This is a genomic window from Desulfuromonadales bacterium (assembly GCA_035620395.1).
Taxonomy (GTDB): Bacteria; Desulfobacterota; Desulfuromonadia; order Desulfuromonadales; family DASPGW01; genus DASPGW01.
Map to the genome: position 1 here is coordinate 1 of DASPGW010000269.1, position 16556 is coordinate 16556.

The window sequence follows — 16556 nt, forward strand, 5'->3', positions numbered from 1 at the left end:
CAACACCTTCTACGTCTATAGCGACAGCGACAAGAATGCGGCGATGGAAGCGGCCTTGGTACTGAACCCTGATGGCACCCCGAGACTGGACGCAAATGGAAACCCAATTCGTGCATTTCGGCCAGACCGCAAGCAGTCCCGTATCAAAATGGGCTTCCTGCCCAACTGGATCGGCTTCAACTTCAGCAGGCAGGTTGGTGATCTCAAGCTCGGCGGTCGCTCCTCTTTCTGGGTGACCATCAACGACAGCGACGATCTCAACGGCGGCACTCACGGTATTACCGATACCGGCATCGATGTTCGCCAGTTCTACGCCACCGTGGGGGGCGACTGGGGTCAGGTTCTTCTCGGCAAGGACTTCGGCCTGTTCAGCCGCTCCAATATCTTTCTGGATGAGATTCTGCAGGGCTACGGCAATGTGAGCGACACCTTGGGGCTTATCGATGGCGCCAATGTGTCTTTCGGAAATATCGGCACGGGATACATCTACCCGCTGCCCGCCGCGCAGATCACCTACCGCACGCCCGATCTGGCCGGATTCAAGCTGGCGATCGGCCTGGTCGACCCCTCCCGCACCGCAGCGGGGGCCTCCGCAGAAGAGGATACGCCGAGATTCGAGGGTGAACTGACCTACAACTACACCTTGAGCAATGGCAGCATCACCGCCTGGACCGGCTTTCTCCACCAGAAATCAGAGGGTGCTACGGCCGATGTCACCTCCAAGGGTCTCTCCTACGGCATCAAGGCGAGGATTGCCGGCCTGGGTCTCCATGCCTCCGGCTTTGATGCGGAAGGCGTCGGACTTCTGCTGGGGCCTGGTGTCGACACAGTTCTTGGTCTTCCGGTGTTTGAAGCCGGAGAAGAAGTCGACAGCGAAGGTTATCTTCTGCAGGCTTCCTACATCATCGGCAACGCGAGGGTTGTCGGCTCCTATGGCAAGAACGAGCTCGAGGCCATAGCGGAGTGGGAAAACGAAACCATCACCGGGGCTGTTTTTTACGCCGTCAACGACTATCTCAGCCTTGTTGCCGAATACAACATCAATGAAATCGCCATCGGCAACCTCGAAGAGGAAACCCGCACCATCGCCTTGGGTGGGATAGTTAACTTCTGATCGATAGGCAAAAAGCCGTCAGTGACGATAAGCGTCTGACGGCTCATCAGGGAACAAAGTCAAGTCCGCCCCTGTCGAAAACGATCTTTCCCATGCCGCCAACGAAACCGGCCGGGAGGGGATAAAAACTAAAAGGAGAAAGCTCATGACCTTAGCTCTTCTGGTTTTGATCAGCATCATGTGGGTTCCGGTCGGCCTGTTCTTCCTCGGCTATGGCGAAGCCAAAACGACCGGTTTTGTCAGCACGGTGGTGGGCATCCTCGTTGTCCTGGGGGCGACTCTTCAGGCGGCAGTTTTTACCGACCCCTTTACTGCCGGACTGCTCTTCGTATTCGGCGTTCTGTATCTGCAGACTGGCCATGCCCTGATGACGGGGGTGACCGATCTGCGTACCATCGGCAATGGCGCCCTGCTCGTCGGCATCGTCTGTGCCGTTTATGCATTTCTCTTTGCCACCGGTGGCGGCGTGAAGGCCGATGGGTCGACTATTATCGGCGTAACTCCCTATCTGGCATTCATGAACCTTACCTTCGTCGTTATCTGCTTTACTGTTACCGGCGTAACTTACGGCAAGGTCAACCCGAAGGTTGCGGCGGTGATGTTTCTTGTCCTGACTTTCACCTGCCTGCTGGTCCCGGCCTTCAGCCTGATGGGATACGGCACTCTGCCGTTTTAAGCGCAAAGATTTGCAGAGAGCACCCTTTTTCGGTGTCTGAAAATCAGTCAGAAAAATTCCGCCGCACCGGTTGAGGGACCGGGATGCGGAAGCTGCGAGCCTCCATGCTCACTCCTTGCGGTCGGGGGAAACTTGACGTTTCCCCCTTTTTTTCCGCAGCAGTGACCTGCAGCTGAGCACGCAAAAGAACCGATGGGTTGAGATTTCTGAAGCAACTGCGGCAGGAAGAGCTGATTGGCGAAGAAGAGTGCCGGGAGAAGAAGGGGGGAAATATTCGAAGGGCTCTAGTGTCCCGATTGGTTGATTCCTTCCATTGAGTCTGGCCCGTTTGGCCGTTGTCTTCGTTGCGTCTCCTCGGCGACCACGGCAACCTCCCCCGCCTCCTCCCGCAATCCGCTCTTGAAGTTGCGGATCCCCTTGCCCAGCGCGCCGCCGACCTGCGGCAGCTTGCCGGCGCCGAAAATGACCAGCACCAGCACGAGTATGATGACCAGTTCCTGCGTTCCCAGACCGAACATGCTCTCCTCCTGAAATGATCCTTTAGCCGGCTAGCCTTGCTGGCGGCCGGCCGGCGCCGGCTCCGCGGCCGCCGCCGGCTCTTCCCGGTCGCCGTCCCGCAGGGCGAAGTACTCCTGCGGGGTGTTGATGTTGCGGAACGAACGCCCCTCCGGGTCGCAGTCGGCGAAGGCGGCCGGCGGCACCTCGCACACCCGCACCCGCGGGAAGAAGCGGACGATCTTCTTCTCCCCGGCATCGAGCAGTTCCTCGACGGCCGGCAGGCAGCGGGTGTCGTAGAGGGCGTGCAGCGGCTCGACGCCCCGCTCGCTGCGGGGGATGACCACGTCGGCCGCTGCGTCCCGAGCGCAGAGCCGGCGGATGACCTCGGCGGAGAGGAAGGGCATGTCGCAGGCGACGACGAAGATCTTGCCGGTTCGGGCGTGGCTGAGAGCCGAGTGAATGCCGGCCAGCGACCCCTTCAGTGGATAGAGGTCGGGGACTTTTCGGCAGGGAAGGCCGGCGTAGAGGTCGGGCGAGTTGGTGACGATGAGCACCTCGTCGAACAGCGCTGCCAGCGTCCGGTAGGCGTGGTCGATGAAGCGGCCGCCGTCCAGGGGAAGCAGCGACTTGTCGCTCCCCATGCGGCGGGATTCGCCGCCGGCGAGGATGACGCCGGTGACGCCGCGGATGCGCCCGGCGCCGATGTCCAGTTGCTGCGGGTGGGCATAGACGGTGAATTTCCCCCCCCGCACGTAGCCGACGAGGCCGATCCCCGCCTCTTCGCAGAGCCGCACCGCCTGGTCCGTAGCCGAGGTGCGCGAGGCGATGAGCGCAAGCCCGAGTCGGGCCGCCTTGGCCGCCATCTCGGTCGAGACCCGGCCGGAGGTGACGAGAAGCTTGCCGGCGAGGTCGATCCCCTTAAACAGCGCCTCGCCGGCGATGCGGTCGAGGGTGTTGTGCCGGCCAAGATCCTCGGCGAAGAGGAGCAGGGTGCCGTCAGGCTCCCCCACCGCCGCCGAGTGGATGCCGCCGTGGCTGCGGTATCCTTCCGCCTTCTTCGCCAGTTCCTCCATCAGGCGGAAGACGGCGTCGGGGCGGACCGGCGCCGGGCGCGGCAGAGCCTCGCCCCTGCCCTCCGGCGATGGCAGGTCGAAGGTGATCCCGGTGCCGCAGCCGCTGGTGAGGACCGGCCTGAGCCGCTCGGGGAGTTCCTGCTTGATGCGCACGTTGGCCACGCCGAAGTCGTCGCAGACCGACAGCAGCAGGAAATCGTCGAGGCTCTCGACGAACCCCTGCAGCCGCAAAAACCCCGCCACCAGGAAGCGCAGCTCGTGCGGTGAGGCGACCAGGGTGGCGAGCTCCCGGCCGTTGACGGTGAGGGCGAGGGGATGCTCGCGGACGACCTCCCCCCGCTGCTCCTCCAGACGGCCGTTGTGATAAGTGTAGAGTGTGTTCATAGGCCTTCGGATGGTGCAGGGGCGCAGCATGCTGCGCCCCTGCGGTGTTTGTTACGCCTCGCTGACCTTCCCATGCCCCGGGTGCTCGCCGATCTTGCGGATGCGGTCGGGAATGGTGGCATCGACCGCTTCGGGATGGTGCTCGAAGATCGGAAAGTACTTGGCGACCAGGACGAAGAAGAGGATGTGGGCGGCGATGATGCCGATGGTAACGACCGATTCCAGCAGGGAGGGGAAGTAGATCTGCTGGTCGGGCTGGATCATGCCGAACATCGAGACGTTGAACCGGTTGAGGATCAGCCCGAAGATGACCAGGCTGGCCGCCCGCAGCTGCATCGCCTTGTCGGTGCGGATGCGGCGGTTCAGAAACATGAGGAAGGGGACCAGCACCCCGACGATCACCTCGATGGCGAAAAGCAGGGTGAGGAAGGGGCGGTCGAAGAGGGGTCCCTCGGCCAGGGTGGTCAGGGCGAAGAGCTTGACGAGGATGTAAGCCCCCATGATCCAGGGGATGATCTTCGTCAGGGTGGCAAGGAGCTCGGACTCGTTCGGCTGTCCCATGTAGCGGTGCACCAGGCTCGCCTCGAAAATGACGATGGAGAGCCCGCAGAAAATCGCCGAGAGCCAGAACTGCAGCGGCAGCAGGGGGTTGTACCAGAGGCTGTGCAGCTTGTCGACGGCGATGAGGAAGAAGGTGCCGAGGGTCGACTGGTGCAGGGTGGAGATCATCGCCGCCACGATGGCGAAGGGGACCGAGAGATTGCGCAGCAGGCGCAGGGGGATGTGCCATCCGAAGCGCTCGGAGACCGGATGCAGGAACTCCAGGGTGAGGACGGTGGTGTAGGCCATGACGCACATGGAAACCTCGAACATGGGCGAGTGGACATTCCAGTTCCAGGGGAAAAGGACGTACATCCCCCGCTGCGGCTGCCCCAGGTCGAGCAGCAGCCCGACGCAGACCAGGGAGTAGCCGAGGAAGCCGGTGACGATGGCCGGACGAACCAGGGGTTCCAGCTTTTTGATGTGGAAGACATGGGCGACGACGCCGAGAGTGAAGGCGCCGGCCGCCAGGGGAACGGCGGTGACCACGTCGAAGGAGATCCACAGCCCCCAGGGGTAGGTGTCGTTGAGGTTGGTGGTGGCGCCCAGGCCGAAGATGAAGCGGATGGCCGAGGCGACTGCAGCAGCCCCCACCAGCACCATCAGAAACTTGATGAAGCGGTGGTAGCCCTGGATTTCATTGATGACGTATCTGGCTGCGGTCATGGCTTCTCCTCCTTGTGGTCATCCGTTGGGGCGCAGGCCTCCTCTTTCCCCCTCCGGATCCGCTCCTTGCGGTGCTGGATCCAGGAGACGGCCGACAGGGTGCCGCCGACGCCGAGGAAGATGCCGGGGACCAGGCGCAGGGCCTGCCAGGTGTAGGAGGGGAGCGCCCGCATCGTCACCGGTTTGAAGCCGAGTTCGTTGAACGGGAGGGCCGTCAGGTAGATGACGCTCGTCCCCCCCGCCTCTTCCTTGCCGTAGACTTTCGGCAGATAACGGTCGGGATGGGCCGCCAGACGCCGTTCGGCCTCATTGATCAGCTCTTCCCGGGGGCCGTAGGTGATGGCCGTGGGGCAGGCGGTGGCGCAGGCGGGCTTGAGCCCCTCCTTCACCCGGCTGTAGCAGCCGGTGCACTTGCGCACCAGGGGAAAGGCTTTGCTCCACTGGTACTTGGGCACCCCGAAGGGGCAGGCGACCATGCAGAAACGGCAGCCGATGCACTTCTTGTCCTCGTAGACCACGGGCCCCTCCGCGGTCTTGCGGAATGCCCCGACCGGACAGACCGAGGCGCAGGCCGGGTCGTTGCAGTGCATGCACATTTCCTTGTAGAAGGCGAATTCGTTCTGGCCGTTCTTCTGGTAGTCCCGGAACTTGATCCGGGTGAAGGTGTATTCGCTCATGGCCGGGGGGTTCTGATACCCCTCGCCGGAGAAGAAGGTCGTCTCCTCCGCCTTGAGCTGGTTCCACTGCTTGCAGGCCACCTGGCAGCCGCGGCAGCCGGTGCATTTGGTCATATCGATCAGGAACGCCTTGTTCCGGGAAAAATCGGTGCGGCTGCTCATGCCTTGTTACCCCCTTTCTCGATGTTGCAGAGAAACGCCTTGTACTCGGGAATTGTGGTATTGGCGCATCCCACGGCCGCCGTCAGGACGTTGGCGCTGTCCCCCGTGGCCAGCCCGGCGAAGCCGAAATGCCAGGGCAGCCCCACCTGCTCGACCATCCTGCCGCCGATCCGCAGCGGCTTGATGCGGGAAGTCACCAGCGCCCGCGCCTCGATGGCGCCGCGTTCGGAAGAAATGGTGACCATGTCGCCGTTGCTGATCCCCTTCCAGCTCGCCAGGCCCTCGCTCATCTCCACGAACATGTCGGGAACCAGTTCCACCAGCCAGGGAAGGTTGCGGGTCATGGCGCCGGCCTGCCAGTGCTCGGAGACCCGGTAGGTGGTGCCGATGTAGGGGAATTTCTCCCGGTTGCTGAGCTTGGCCGGCGGCCGCACCGCGGGGTTCGTCTGCTGCTTGCACATCAGGTTGCCGGTGGGGCTCTCCATCGGCTCGTAATGCACGGGGAAGGGGCCGTCGGCGAGGCCCGCCGCGAAGAGGCGGCCGCAGCCCTCGGGCACCATGATAAAGGGATGGCGGCCGTCCGGCTTGCTCATCGGCGGCCAGGGGCCGTCGGGGACGTCCCCCTGCCACTTGCCCGCCGCCTCGTCCCAGGCGATGACCACCTTCTTCGGGTTCCAGGGGCGGCCGTCGGGGTCGACGGAGGCACGGTTGTAGAGGATGCGCCGGTTGACCGGCCAGCACCAGGCCCACTGGTGGTACATCTCCAGCCCGCTGGGGTCCTCCTTGCCGCGACGCTGCATCAGGTTGCCGGCCTCGGTGAAGGAGCCGCAGTAGAGCCAGTTCCCCGAGACGGTCGAGCCGTCGTCCTGCAGGGCGGCGAAGGCGGGGACCTGCTGGCCTGCCTTGTAGAGCTTGCCCTTGATCTCGACGTCGCGGAGGAAGTAGCCGTTGATTTCCCGGGCCACCTGGTCGATGTCCGGCTCATGGCCGCTGCCGTAGTTCCAGGCCAGGTTGACGATCGGCTCGGGGAAGACCCCGCCGGCGGCGTAGAGCTTCTTCAGGCGCCGGCAGAGCTGGTCGATGATGAAGGCGTCGCTCTCGGCCTCTCCCGGCGGCTCGACCGCTTTGTAGCGCCACTGGGCCCAGCGCCCGGAATTGGAGACGCTCCCCTGCTTTTCCACCGAGCTGGCCGCCGGCAGCAGGAAGACCTCCGTCTGGATCTCCTGCGGCTTGACCCCGGGGCGCTTCCAGAAGACGCTGGTGTCCGTTTCCCACAGGTCCGCCGCCACCAGCCACTTGAGCTTGCCCAGCCCTTCGCCGATGGCCAGCGAGTCCGGACCGCCGACGATGGGGTTCGTCCCCATGCAGAAGAGCCCCTCGAAGCCACCCCGCTGCAGCCGGTCCATGAGCATGATGAAGGAGTAGTTGCCGCTGCGCTTGGGCAGGTAGCCAAAGCCGTAGTCGTTGGCCGCCGTGGCGTGCTCCCCCCACCAGGCCTTCAGCAGGCTGGTGACGTACTTGGGGGTGTTGCTCCACCAGTTGGCGCTCTTGGCGTCCGTCGCCTTGGGCGTGACCTTGGCGAGATAATCGGCCAGGTTCACGTCGCTGAACTCGGGGGATTTCAGGTAGCCCGGCAGGATGTGGTAGAGCAGGGCGTAGTCCGTCGAGCCCTGCACGTTCGCCTCGCCGCGCAGGGCGTTGATGCCGCCGCCGGCGATGCCGATGTTCCCGAGCAGCAGCTGGAGCATGGCGTAGGAGCGCACGTTCTGGGTACCGTAGGTGTGCTGCGTCGTCCCCATGGCGTACATGATGGTGCCGGCCTTGTCGGGACCGGCGGTGGCGCAGAAGGTGCGGGCGACGGCCATGTAGTCCTGGATGGCGGTACCGGTGATCTCGCAGACCTGTTCCGGGGTGTAGGCGGCGTAGTGCGCCTTCAGCAGCTGGAAGACGCAGCGCGGATGCTGCAGGCTGGCGTCCCGCAGGGGCTGGCCGTCCTTGTCGCTCTGGTATTTCCAGGTGCTCTTGTCGTAGCTGAAGGTCTCCGGGGAGTAGCCGGAGAAGATCCCCTCTTCGTAGGTGAAGCCGTCGTCGACGAGGAAGGAGGCGTTGGTGTAATGCAGGACGTAGTCCCGGTGGATGAGATCGTTCTGCAGGGCGTAGTTGATCAGCCCGCCCATGAAGGCGATGTCGGTGCCGGGGCGCAGCTGGGCGTAGAGGTCGGCCTTGGAGGAGGTGCGGGTATAGCGGGGATCGACGCTGATCAGCTTGCCGCCCCTGTCCATCGCCTTCTCCACGTACTTGAAGGAGATGGGGTGGTTCTCAGCGGGATTGGAGCCGATGGCCAGGATGACGTCCGCGTGCTGGATGTCGTTCCAGTGATTGGTCATGGCACCACGACCGAAGGAGGCCGCCAGACCGGCGACCGTAGCGGAGTGTCATATTCGGGCCTGGTGTTCGAGGTAGGCGACCCCCATGGCGCGGGCGAACTTGCTCCAGAGGTAGCATTCCTCGTTATCGAGGGCGGCCGCCCCCAAAAAGGCCATCCCCTCGTTGCGGTTGACGACGTACTCCTTGCCGTCCTTCGTCTCGGTGGCGACGAAGTTTCGGTCCCGCGACTCCTGCATGAGGTGAGCGATGCGGTCCATGGCCCAGTCCCACGGCTTTTCCTCCCACCGGTCGCTGCCGGGAGCGCGGTACTGCACCTTGTTCAGGCGCCGCTCGTTGTTGGCCACCTGGAAGAGGGCGCTCCCCTTGGAGCAGAGAGCCCCCTGGTTGATCGGATGTTCGGGGTCCCCCTCGATGTTGACGATCTTGCCGTCCCTGGCATGGACGATCATGCCGCAGCCGACGGCGCAGTAGGGGCAGACCGTGGTGCTGGTCTGCAGCCCCTTGGTACGCAGCTCGGGAGCATCGACGCTCGCCTCCGCGCTCTTGCCCCCCAGGGCCAGGGCGCCGGCGGCCAGGCCGCCTCCCTTGAGAAAGTTTCTTCTGGAAATACCCATGGACATTCTCTCCTTTACGAATTGCCGCCCGCCGCAACGCGCTCGCGAGCGAATGGCAGCAACATGCGCAACGGTTGTGCCAAACCGTTTTTCCGTTTACATCAAACCTTGTTTTCACAGGAAGAACAAGGGCTTGGCGCGACAACGGCAGAATCGGGGAATTCCAAATTGTATACAGATGGGTGGATACTTCTGGCCCGACCGGGTCAGGATGACCCAGCCAGATTAGCGCGTTGTAAAGCTTGACTTTCCCGCCGGTTTGGCCAGACAATGCCCTGCCGTATACCTCCTGCCGCTGCTTTGCGGGTCAGGACGGGGCAACCACTGCATACCGGGGTAGGAGATGGAGAACAGGATTCTGATCTGCGACGACGAAGAAGGGATGCGCCGCTACCTGGAGAAGATGCTCCGGAGCTGGGGCTACCAGGCAGAGGCCTGTGCCAGCCCCCGCCTGCTGCTGCGCCAGCTCGAAGAGAGCGAAAGCGCCGCGGAACTGCTGCTGCTCGACGTCAAGATGCCGGAGATGGACGGGCTTGAAGTCCTGCGCCGGGCCAGAAGCCTGCGCCCCGAGCTGCCGGTCATCATGATGACCGGCCACGGCACCATCGATTCGGCGGTGGAGGCGATGAAGATCGGCGCCTTCGACTACCTGACCAAGCCCTTCCCCCAGGAAAAGCTCTTCGTGCTGGTGCGGCACTGCCTGGAGCGCGAGCGCCTGATCGAGGAGAACAGCTCGCTGAAACGGGAAATCCGCGAGCGGACGGTCCCCGGCCCGCCGATCTTCCGCAGCGCCGCTTTCGGCGAGGTCTACGACCTGGCCCTGACCGTCGCCGAGAGCGATTCGAACGTGCTGATTCTCGGTGAGAGCGGCACCGGCAAGGAACTGATCGCCGCCGCCATCCATTACGCCAGTCCGCGAAAGAACAACCGGTTTCTCGCCCTCAACTGCGCGGCGCTCACCGAAACGCTCCTCGAGAGCCAGCTCTTCGGCCACGTCAAGGGGGCCTTCACCGGCGCCGTCCAGGCGCAAAAAGGGCTGCTCGAGGAGGCGCACGAGGGGACCCTGTTCCTCGACGAGATCGGCGATCTGAGTCCGGTGCTGCAGGCCAAGCTGCTGCGCGTGCTGCAGGAGGGGGAGTTCATCCCGGTCGGCTCGACCCGGACCCGCCAGGTCGACGTCCGTTTTCTCGCCGCCACCAACAAGGACCTGGAGGCCGAAGTCGCCGCCGGCCGCTTTCGGGAGGATCTTTTCTACCGGCTCAACGTCATCGCCCTGCATCTCCCCCCGCTGCGGGAGCGCCCCGAGGATATCGAACCGCTGGCCCTGCATTTTCTCGGCAACCTCGCTCGCAAGCTGCGGCGCCCGCTCAAGGGACTGGCCCCCGATGCCCTCGCCGCGATGCAGGCCTATCGCTGGCCGGGCAATGTCCGGGAACTGGAAAACGTGATCGAGCGCTGCGCCATACTCGCCCGCGGCGAGACGATCATTGCCGCCCTCCTCCCCTTCCGCCGCATCGACGGCCCGCCGGGAACGCCCGGGACCGCCTCGGCGCCCCCGGCCCTCAACCTGCGCGAAGCCGAGCGGGGGCAGGTGCTGCGGGCACTGCAGGAAACCGCCTGGAACAAGTCCCGGGCCGCCCAGCTGCTCGGCGTGACCCGCAAGACGCTCGACCGCAAGATCAAGGATTTCCATCTTGCCCAGGCCGACCTCCCGGACAGGGTGTGATGCGCCGCCTTTCCCTCTCCCCCATTTCGATCCGCGGCAAGCTGACCCTGGCGGCCCTGACGCCGCTGCTGCTGGTGCTGATGCTGGTCTCCATCGCCGTCTTTTATCTGATCAACGCCTGGATCGTCGACGAGGCGCAAAAGCGGGTGCGCCGCCATCTGCACGCCGCCCGCGAGGTCCTGCGTCAGGAGGAGCGTCACTTGCGGGAGGTGGTGCGACTGGCTGCCGGTTCGCCGGCACTGGCCGAAGCGGCCGAACGTGGCGACACCAGGCTGATGGAGCAGGAACTGACGTCGCTGCGGCAGCGCGAAGGGCTGGACATCCTGACCCTGACCGACCCGCGCGGCGAGGTTCTGCGCCGCGGCGCCAACCCCGGCCGGCCCGGCGGCGAACCGGCTCCAGTCGCCCTGGCCCGGGCTCTGCTCGCCGGCGAATCTCCCGGCGGGCTCCTGCTGCTCACTGCCGAAGAACTTCGGCGCGAAGGGGAGGAATTGGCCGGGCGTGCCCGCATCCCCCTGCGGCTGCCGCACCCCGCCGATCGCGAGCCGGTAGAGACACGCGGACTGCTGCTGGTCGGCGCCGCCCCCCTGACCGCCACCGACGGCCGGCTCCTCGGCTACATCTACGGCGGTACGCTCCTGAACGGCAATCTCCCTCTCGTCGACCGCATTCAGGAAATCATTTACGGTGGCGAAACCCATCAGGGGACCGAGAGCGGCAGTGCCACCATCTTTCTCGATCGTTTGCGGGTCGCCACCACTGTCCGCCTCAAGGACGGCGAACGAGCCGTCGGCACCCTCGTCTCGCCTCAGGTGGCCGAGGCAGTGCTGACCATGCGCCAGCTCTGGGTCGATCGCGCCCTGGTCGTCGACCAGTGGTACCTGAGCGCCTACGAGCCACTCCTCGATACACAAGGGGAGGCGGTCGGCGCCCTCTACGTCGGTCTGCTGGAGCGCCCCTACACCATCCTCAAGACCCGGGCTGGTCTCCTGTTGATCGGGCTGCTTCTGCTAGGCGGCGGTCTCGGCTACCTGATCGCCCGCACCATCTCGCAGCGGCTCTCCCGCCCTATCCGTGAACTGGAGGCAACTGCCAGCCGGGTGGCTGGGGGCGAGCGGGAAATCCGGCTCCCCGTCACCACCCGCGACGAAGTCGGCCACCTGACCGAAGCCTTCAACCGGATGACTGCCGCCCTGACGGAGCGAGAGGAGGAACTCTCCCGGCTCAACCGCGAGCTGGAGCACAAGGTCGAGGAACGCACCGCCCTGCTGGAAGAAAAGAGCCTGCAGCTGATTCACACCCAGGAGGAATTGGCCCGGGCGGAAAAATTGGCGGCCATCGGTTCCCTGGCGGCCGGGGTTGCTCATGAGATCAACAACCCGGCAGCGATCATTCGCGGCAACGTCGAGATCTTGCTGATGAATCTGCCGGCCGAGGTCCCCGGCCAGGAGGAAGCCGAGGAAATTCTTCGGCAAACCGAGCGCATCGCCCTGATCACCCAGAACATGTTGGCCTTTGCCCGCAAGCAGAGCCTGCACCAAAATTTACTCCGGCTGAATTCGCTGATCGAAGAGATCCTCGCCCAGGCCGGCCATCTCGTCCCGCTGGAGCAGATGCGCATCGAGCGCCACTTCGACCCGCAGCTGCCCCTGATCGAAGGAGATGCCGAACGACTGCGCCAGGTCTTTACCAATATCATCGTCAATGCCCTGCAGGCGATGGCCGGCAACGGCACTCTTACGGTCACCACGCGCCTGGAGGGCGCTGTGATCGAGATCGCCCTCGCCGACACCGGCCCCGGCATCCCGCGCGAAATCCGTGACAAGATCTTCGATCCCTTCTTCACCACCCGAGTCAGCGGCAGCGGCCTCGGTCTTTCGGTCTCCTACGGCATTGTCCAGGCGCACGGCGGCAGCATCACGGTGGAAAGCGAAAAGGGGCTGGGGTCGATCTTCCGCGTTCGGCTGCCGCAAAGAAGGGCCCAGGTCTGACGGGGTTCCGTTATCGTTCACCCTGCAATGAAACAGGGCCCGTCGCATGACAGGCCCTGTTTCATTGCTTCCAGTCGGTCGACCGGCAAAATCATCACCCGGATCCCGGGCGGTTGCGCCTCTTCTCCGTTAACCAGGCGAGAATCCCGGAGGCCCTGGTCCAGACCCACTCCTGCAGCCGGCGACCCCAGCCCCGGTGGCGCCAGGCCGTGTAGCCGATCTCCAGGCAGTGGCCAAAATCGTTTTCGAAGAGGGCCTCCACCTGGTCTGCGAGTTCAGGGTCGGCCAGCTCCTGATTGGCCTCCAGGTTCCAGCGATAGTTCCAGCGGTCGAGGTTGCTCGAGCCGATGCTGACCCAATCGTCGCAGAGCAGGACCTTGGCATGCAGAAAGCGGGGCTGGTACTCAAAGATGCGCACTCCAGCGCGCAGCAGACTCTCGTAGTGGCGACAGGCAAGGTGTCGAATCGCCGGATGGTCGCTTAACGGCCCGGGAAGCAGCAGACGGACATCGGCCCCTTTGCCGACGGCGTGGCGCAAGGAGCGGCGCAGCTTCCAGGATGGCACGAAGTAGGCGGTGGCGAGCCAGACCCGCCGCCGGGCGCCGCGGATGCGGCTGACGTGCGAGCGCATCACCTCGGAACGGCCGGGGAAGCGCCCTTGGGCAACAACCCGGCCGCGCTGGGCTCCACTCTCCTCCAACGCCGGCGAAGCGGGCGGCTGCAGGGGGCGGTCGGACCAGCGGTTCCAAACCTCCACGAACAGCGCCTGCCAGTCGCGAACGACCGGGCCACGGATCTCCAGCATCGTCTCGTGCCAGTGGCGATCCGGATGCAGGCCGGGATCGAACTCATCGGCGATGCCGGCACCCCCGGTAAAGGCGACGACGCCGTCGATCAGCAGCAGTTTGCGATGGTCACGAAAAAGATTGCCGTGGCCGCCATAGGTGCGCAGGGGGTTGTAGACGACCAGTTCAACTCCGTCCGAGACCAGGCGCTGACGGTCCTTCTTGTCCAGACCGAGAGCGCCGAAACCATCGAGCAGCAGACAGACGCGAACGCCCCGCGCCGCCGCCCCGGCAAGGGCGGCTATGAAGCGGTCGGCGACTCCTCCCGATTCGAAGAGGTACATCTCCAGCAGGACGTAGTTCTGCGCCCCCTCGATCCTTTCGAGCATGGCCGCGTAAAAGCGATCGCCATCCACCAGCAGCCGGAAGCGGTTTCCCGGACGCCAGGGGAAGCGGTATTTCGCCTTCGGACTCTTCTTCAAGACGCCTCCCTCCCTGTTCCGTACAACCAAATCTCAACTTTTCCAGAATAACAGGTTTGCGGTAAGGCGTCAGGGCATAGTCACCCCAATTTATCATAGCTTTCCCCGGAACTCCGCACTCATCTGCTTTCCGTATAAACCTTTTTCGCCCGGCGTGGCAGCCCCTTGCCCATCGGCTACAATGGTCTTAACATGCCGGAGAAAGCGAAAAGACCGATGATTCTCCTGAGCCTGCTGCTGCTCACCGCCCTCCTTTTCGGCGCCGCCTGGTTCTCCGGGCGCTACCGGGCGCAGGGTCAGGCCGCGCCACACGAAGCGCCTGCCACCGGGGAGCTGGCCGCGCGCGAGGCGCGCCTGCGGCGCCACGTGCAGGAGCTTGCCGGCCGCATCGGCGAACGCAACCTGTGGCACTTCGCGCACCTTGAAGAAGCAGCGGCCTACATCGAGGCGGAGCTGGCCGCGGCGGGCTGCGCCGTAACCGCTCAGGAGCACAGGGTGCAGAAGAAGGCGGTGCACAACATTGTGGCAGAGATTCCGGGGCGAGACCTGGCGGCCGAGATCGTCGTGGTGGGGGCGCACTACGACTCGGTCACGGGCTCGCCGGGAGCGAACGACAACGCCAGCGGGGTGGCGGCGCTGCTGGAGCTGGCCCGTGAGCTCTGTGCCGAAAGCCCCAGGCGCACGCTGCGCCTGGCAGCCTTCGTCAACGAGGAGCCCCCCTTCTTCAAGACCGCCGAGATGGGAAGCCTCGTCTATGCCAGGGCCGCCCGGGCGAAGGGGGAGAAAATCGTCGCCATGGTCAGCCTGGAGACGATCGGCTACTACAGCGAGGCCGGGGAGAGCCAGGAGTTTCCTTTCCCTCCCTTGCGCTTCTTCTACCCCACGCGCGGCAACTTCGTTGCCTTCGTCGGCAACTTCGCCTCGCACCGCCTGCTGCGGAGATCCCTGGCGGCCTTTCGCGGCACCGGCGCCTTTCCCGCCGAAGGGCTGGTCGCCCCCGAGTGGCTGATCGGCGTCGACTGGTCCGACCAGTGGTCCTTCTGGCGCAGCGGCTACCCGGCGATCATGATCACCGACACCGCCCCCTTTCGCTATCCCCACTACCACAGCCGCGCGGACACGCCGGACAAGGTCGACTACGGGGCGCTGGCGCGGGTGACGGCGGGGCTCAAGGGGATGGTTGCGGGACTGTGCAACCATTGAGGGGGATGGGGCTCGTGGCATGGCGAAGACGAGTTGGCCGTTGCGATCCTCAAAGGTCCGTTTACACCCACGAATCGACGAACTCCTGCACCGCCATCCCCTCCAGCCGCTCGGCATCGAGGCAGAGCTCGACGAGCGCCTCGGCCCGCCGCTGCGGGAAGCGGGTAGCGAGGTTGCGGCGGGCCTTTTCGATAAGCAGCGGCAGCCCCTCGACGCGGCGGCGGCGGTGGCCGAGGGGGTACTCGATCTCGATCTTCTCCGTCTGCGATCCGTCCTTGAAGAAGACCTGCACGGCGTTGGCGATGGAGCGCCTCTCCGGGTCGAGGTAGTCGCGGCTGTAGCGCGGCTCCTCCACGACCTCCATCTTCGTCCGCAGGGCGTCGATGCGCGGATCGGCGGCCACGGCGGCCTCGTAGTGGTCGGCGGTCAGCTCGCCGAATATGAGGCCGACGGCGACCATGTACTGCAGGCAGTGGTCGCGGTCGGCCGGGTTGTGCAGAGGACCGCTCTTGCTGATGATGCGCACCGCTGATTCCTGGGTGGAGAGGACGATCTTTTCGACCTCATCCAGACGGTCCCGTACCTGGGGATGAAGGGCGAAGGCTGCCTCGACGGCCGTCTGGGCGTGGAACTCGGCGGGGAAGGCTATTTTGAACAGGACGTTCTCCATGACGTAGGAACCGTATGGGCGCTGGAAGCGCAGGTGCCGGCCGCCGAAGAGGGCGTCGCAGAAGCCCCAGGTTTTCGCCGTGAGGGCGCTCGGGCAGCCCGGCTCGCCGGCCAGGGTGAGCAGCGCCAGGCGCACGGCCCGGCTGGTGGCGTCGCCGGCCGCCCACGACTTGCGGGGACCGGCGTTGGGGGCATGCCGGTAGGTGCGCAGGGCCTGGCCGTCCACCCAGGCCTGCGAGAGGGCATCGACGATTTCCTGACGGCCGCCGCCGAGCAGCTGCGTCGCCACCGCGGTCGAGGCGACCTTGACCAGGACCACATGGTCAAGACCGGCCCGGTTGAAGGCGTTCTCCAGCGCAAGACACCCCTGGATCTCGTGCGCCTTGATCATGGCGGTGAGCACTGCGCGCATGGTAAGTGGCACCCTGCCGGCGGCGAGGCTCCGGCGGCTGACGAAGTCGGCGACGGCGAGTATGCCGCCCAGGTTGTCGGAGGGATGCCCCCACTCGGCGGCGAGCCAGGTGTCGTTGAAATCGAGCCAGCGGATCATGACGCCAAGGTCGAAGGCGGCCAGGACCGGATCGAGGACGAAGGGGGTGCCGGGGACCCGTGCCCCGCCGGGGACGATGGCGCCGGGGACGACGGGCCCCAGCAGCTTGGTGCATTCCGGATAGCGCAACGCCAGCATGGCGCACCCCAGGGCGTCCAGCAGGCAGTAGCGGGCGGTCTCGTACGCCTCGATGCTGTCGATGCGGTAGCCGAGGACGTAGTCGGCGATGTCGGTTAGCTCCTTGTCGGGCTCGGGGCGGATGTTGAGGTCGGCGGTGCGCTGGGACATGCGGAATCTC

General features: G+C 64.9%; 12 protein-coding genes. 5 read left to right on the forward strand and 7 right to left on the reverse strand.

The features are described 5' to 3' along the window. Together VD811_14800 and VD811_14805 are read left to right on the forward strand one after the other, a co-directional pair. The coding region (locus VD811_14800) for a porin (protein HXV22251.1) at window positions 1-1114 on the forward strand (1114 nt) is incomplete at its 5' end. Window positions 1115-1259: 145 nt separating this feature from the next. Then, on the forward strand, window positions 1260-1790 hold the full coding sequence (locus VD811_14805; GenBank protein HXV22252.1) for a transporter: 531 nt from the start codon (window positions 1260-1262) through the stop codon (window positions 1788-1790). Between the two features lie 284 nt (window positions 1791-2074). On the opposite strand, the gene tatA is transcribed toward VD811_14805, so the two are convergent. From tatA to fdnG, 5 genes are read right to left on the reverse strand one after another with little or no spacing between them, the layout of a single operon-like run. After that, window positions 2075-2308, reverse strand: coding sequence for a twin-arginine translocase TatA/TatE family subunit (tatA, locus tag VD811_14810; protein HXV22253.1), 234 nt, complete (start codon window positions 2306-2308; stop codon window positions 2075-2077). Between the two features lie 30 nt (window positions 2309-2338). Continuing rightward, a complete protein-coding gene (gene fdhD, locus VD811_14815) occupies window positions 2339-3745 on the reverse strand; it encodes a formate dehydrogenase accessory sulfurtransferase FdhD (GenBank protein HXV22254.1) in 1407 nt (468 codons plus the stop codon). A 51-nt stretch (window positions 3746-3796) separates the two neighbouring features. Next, window positions 3797-5011, reverse strand: a complete 1215-nt coding sequence (hybB, locus tag VD811_14820) for a Ni/Fe-hydrogenase cytochrome b subunit (GenBank protein HXV22255.1) — start codon at window positions 5009-5011, stop codon at window positions 3797-3799. Next, the gene (locus VD811_14825; GenBank protein ID HXV22256.1) at window positions 5008-5850 is read right to left on the reverse strand and encodes a 4Fe-4S dicluster domain-containing protein; all 843 of its coding nucleotides are present in this window, start codon (window positions 5848-5850) and stop codon (window positions 5008-5010) included. Before VD811_14825 ends, hybB begins: the two co-directional genes overlap by 4 nt. Next, a complete protein-coding gene (fdnG, locus tag VD811_14830; protein HXV22257.1) occupies window positions 5847-8852 on the reverse strand; it encodes a formate dehydrogenase-N subunit alpha in 3006 nt (1001 codons plus the stop codon). Before fdnG ends, VD811_14825 begins: the two co-directional genes overlap by 4 nt. A 343-nt stretch (window positions 8853-9195) precedes the next feature. On the opposite strand from fdnG, the gene VD811_14835 reads away from it, so the two are divergent. Both VD811_14835 and VD811_14840 read left to right on the forward strand, forming a co-directional pair. Then, window positions 9196-10578, forward strand: coding sequence for a sigma-54 dependent transcriptional regulator (locus VD811_14835; GenBank protein HXV22258.1), 1383 nt, complete (start codon window positions 9196-9198; stop codon window positions 10576-10578). Beyond that, window positions 10578-12569, forward strand: coding sequence for a cache domain-containing protein (locus VD811_14840; GenBank protein ID HXV22259.1), 1992 nt, complete (start codon window positions 10578-10580; stop codon window positions 12567-12569). Before VD811_14835 ends, VD811_14840 begins: the two co-directional genes overlap by 1 nt. 94 nt (window positions 12570-12663) lie before the next feature. On the opposite strand, the gene VD811_14845 is transcribed toward VD811_14840, so the two are convergent. Then, window positions 12664-13836, reverse strand: coding sequence for a phospholipase D-like domain-containing protein (locus tag VD811_14845; protein HXV22260.1), 1173 nt, complete (start codon window positions 13834-13836; stop codon window positions 12664-12666). Between the two features lie 216 nt (window positions 13837-14052). Between VD811_14845 and VD811_14850 the strand changes: the two genes are divergently transcribed. Then, the gene (locus tag VD811_14850) at window positions 14053-15039 is read left to right on the forward strand and encodes a M28 family peptidase (protein ID HXV22261.1); all 987 of its coding nucleotides are present in this window, start codon (window positions 14053-14055) and stop codon (window positions 15037-15039) included. A 61-nt stretch (window positions 15040-15100) separates the two neighbouring features. Here VD811_14850 and VD811_14855 read toward each other — a convergent pair. Further along, on the reverse strand, window positions 15101-16556 hold a 1456-nt coding region (locus tag VD811_14855), incomplete at its 5' end, for a bifunctional 2-methylcitrate dehydratase/aconitate hydratase (GenBank protein HXV22262.1).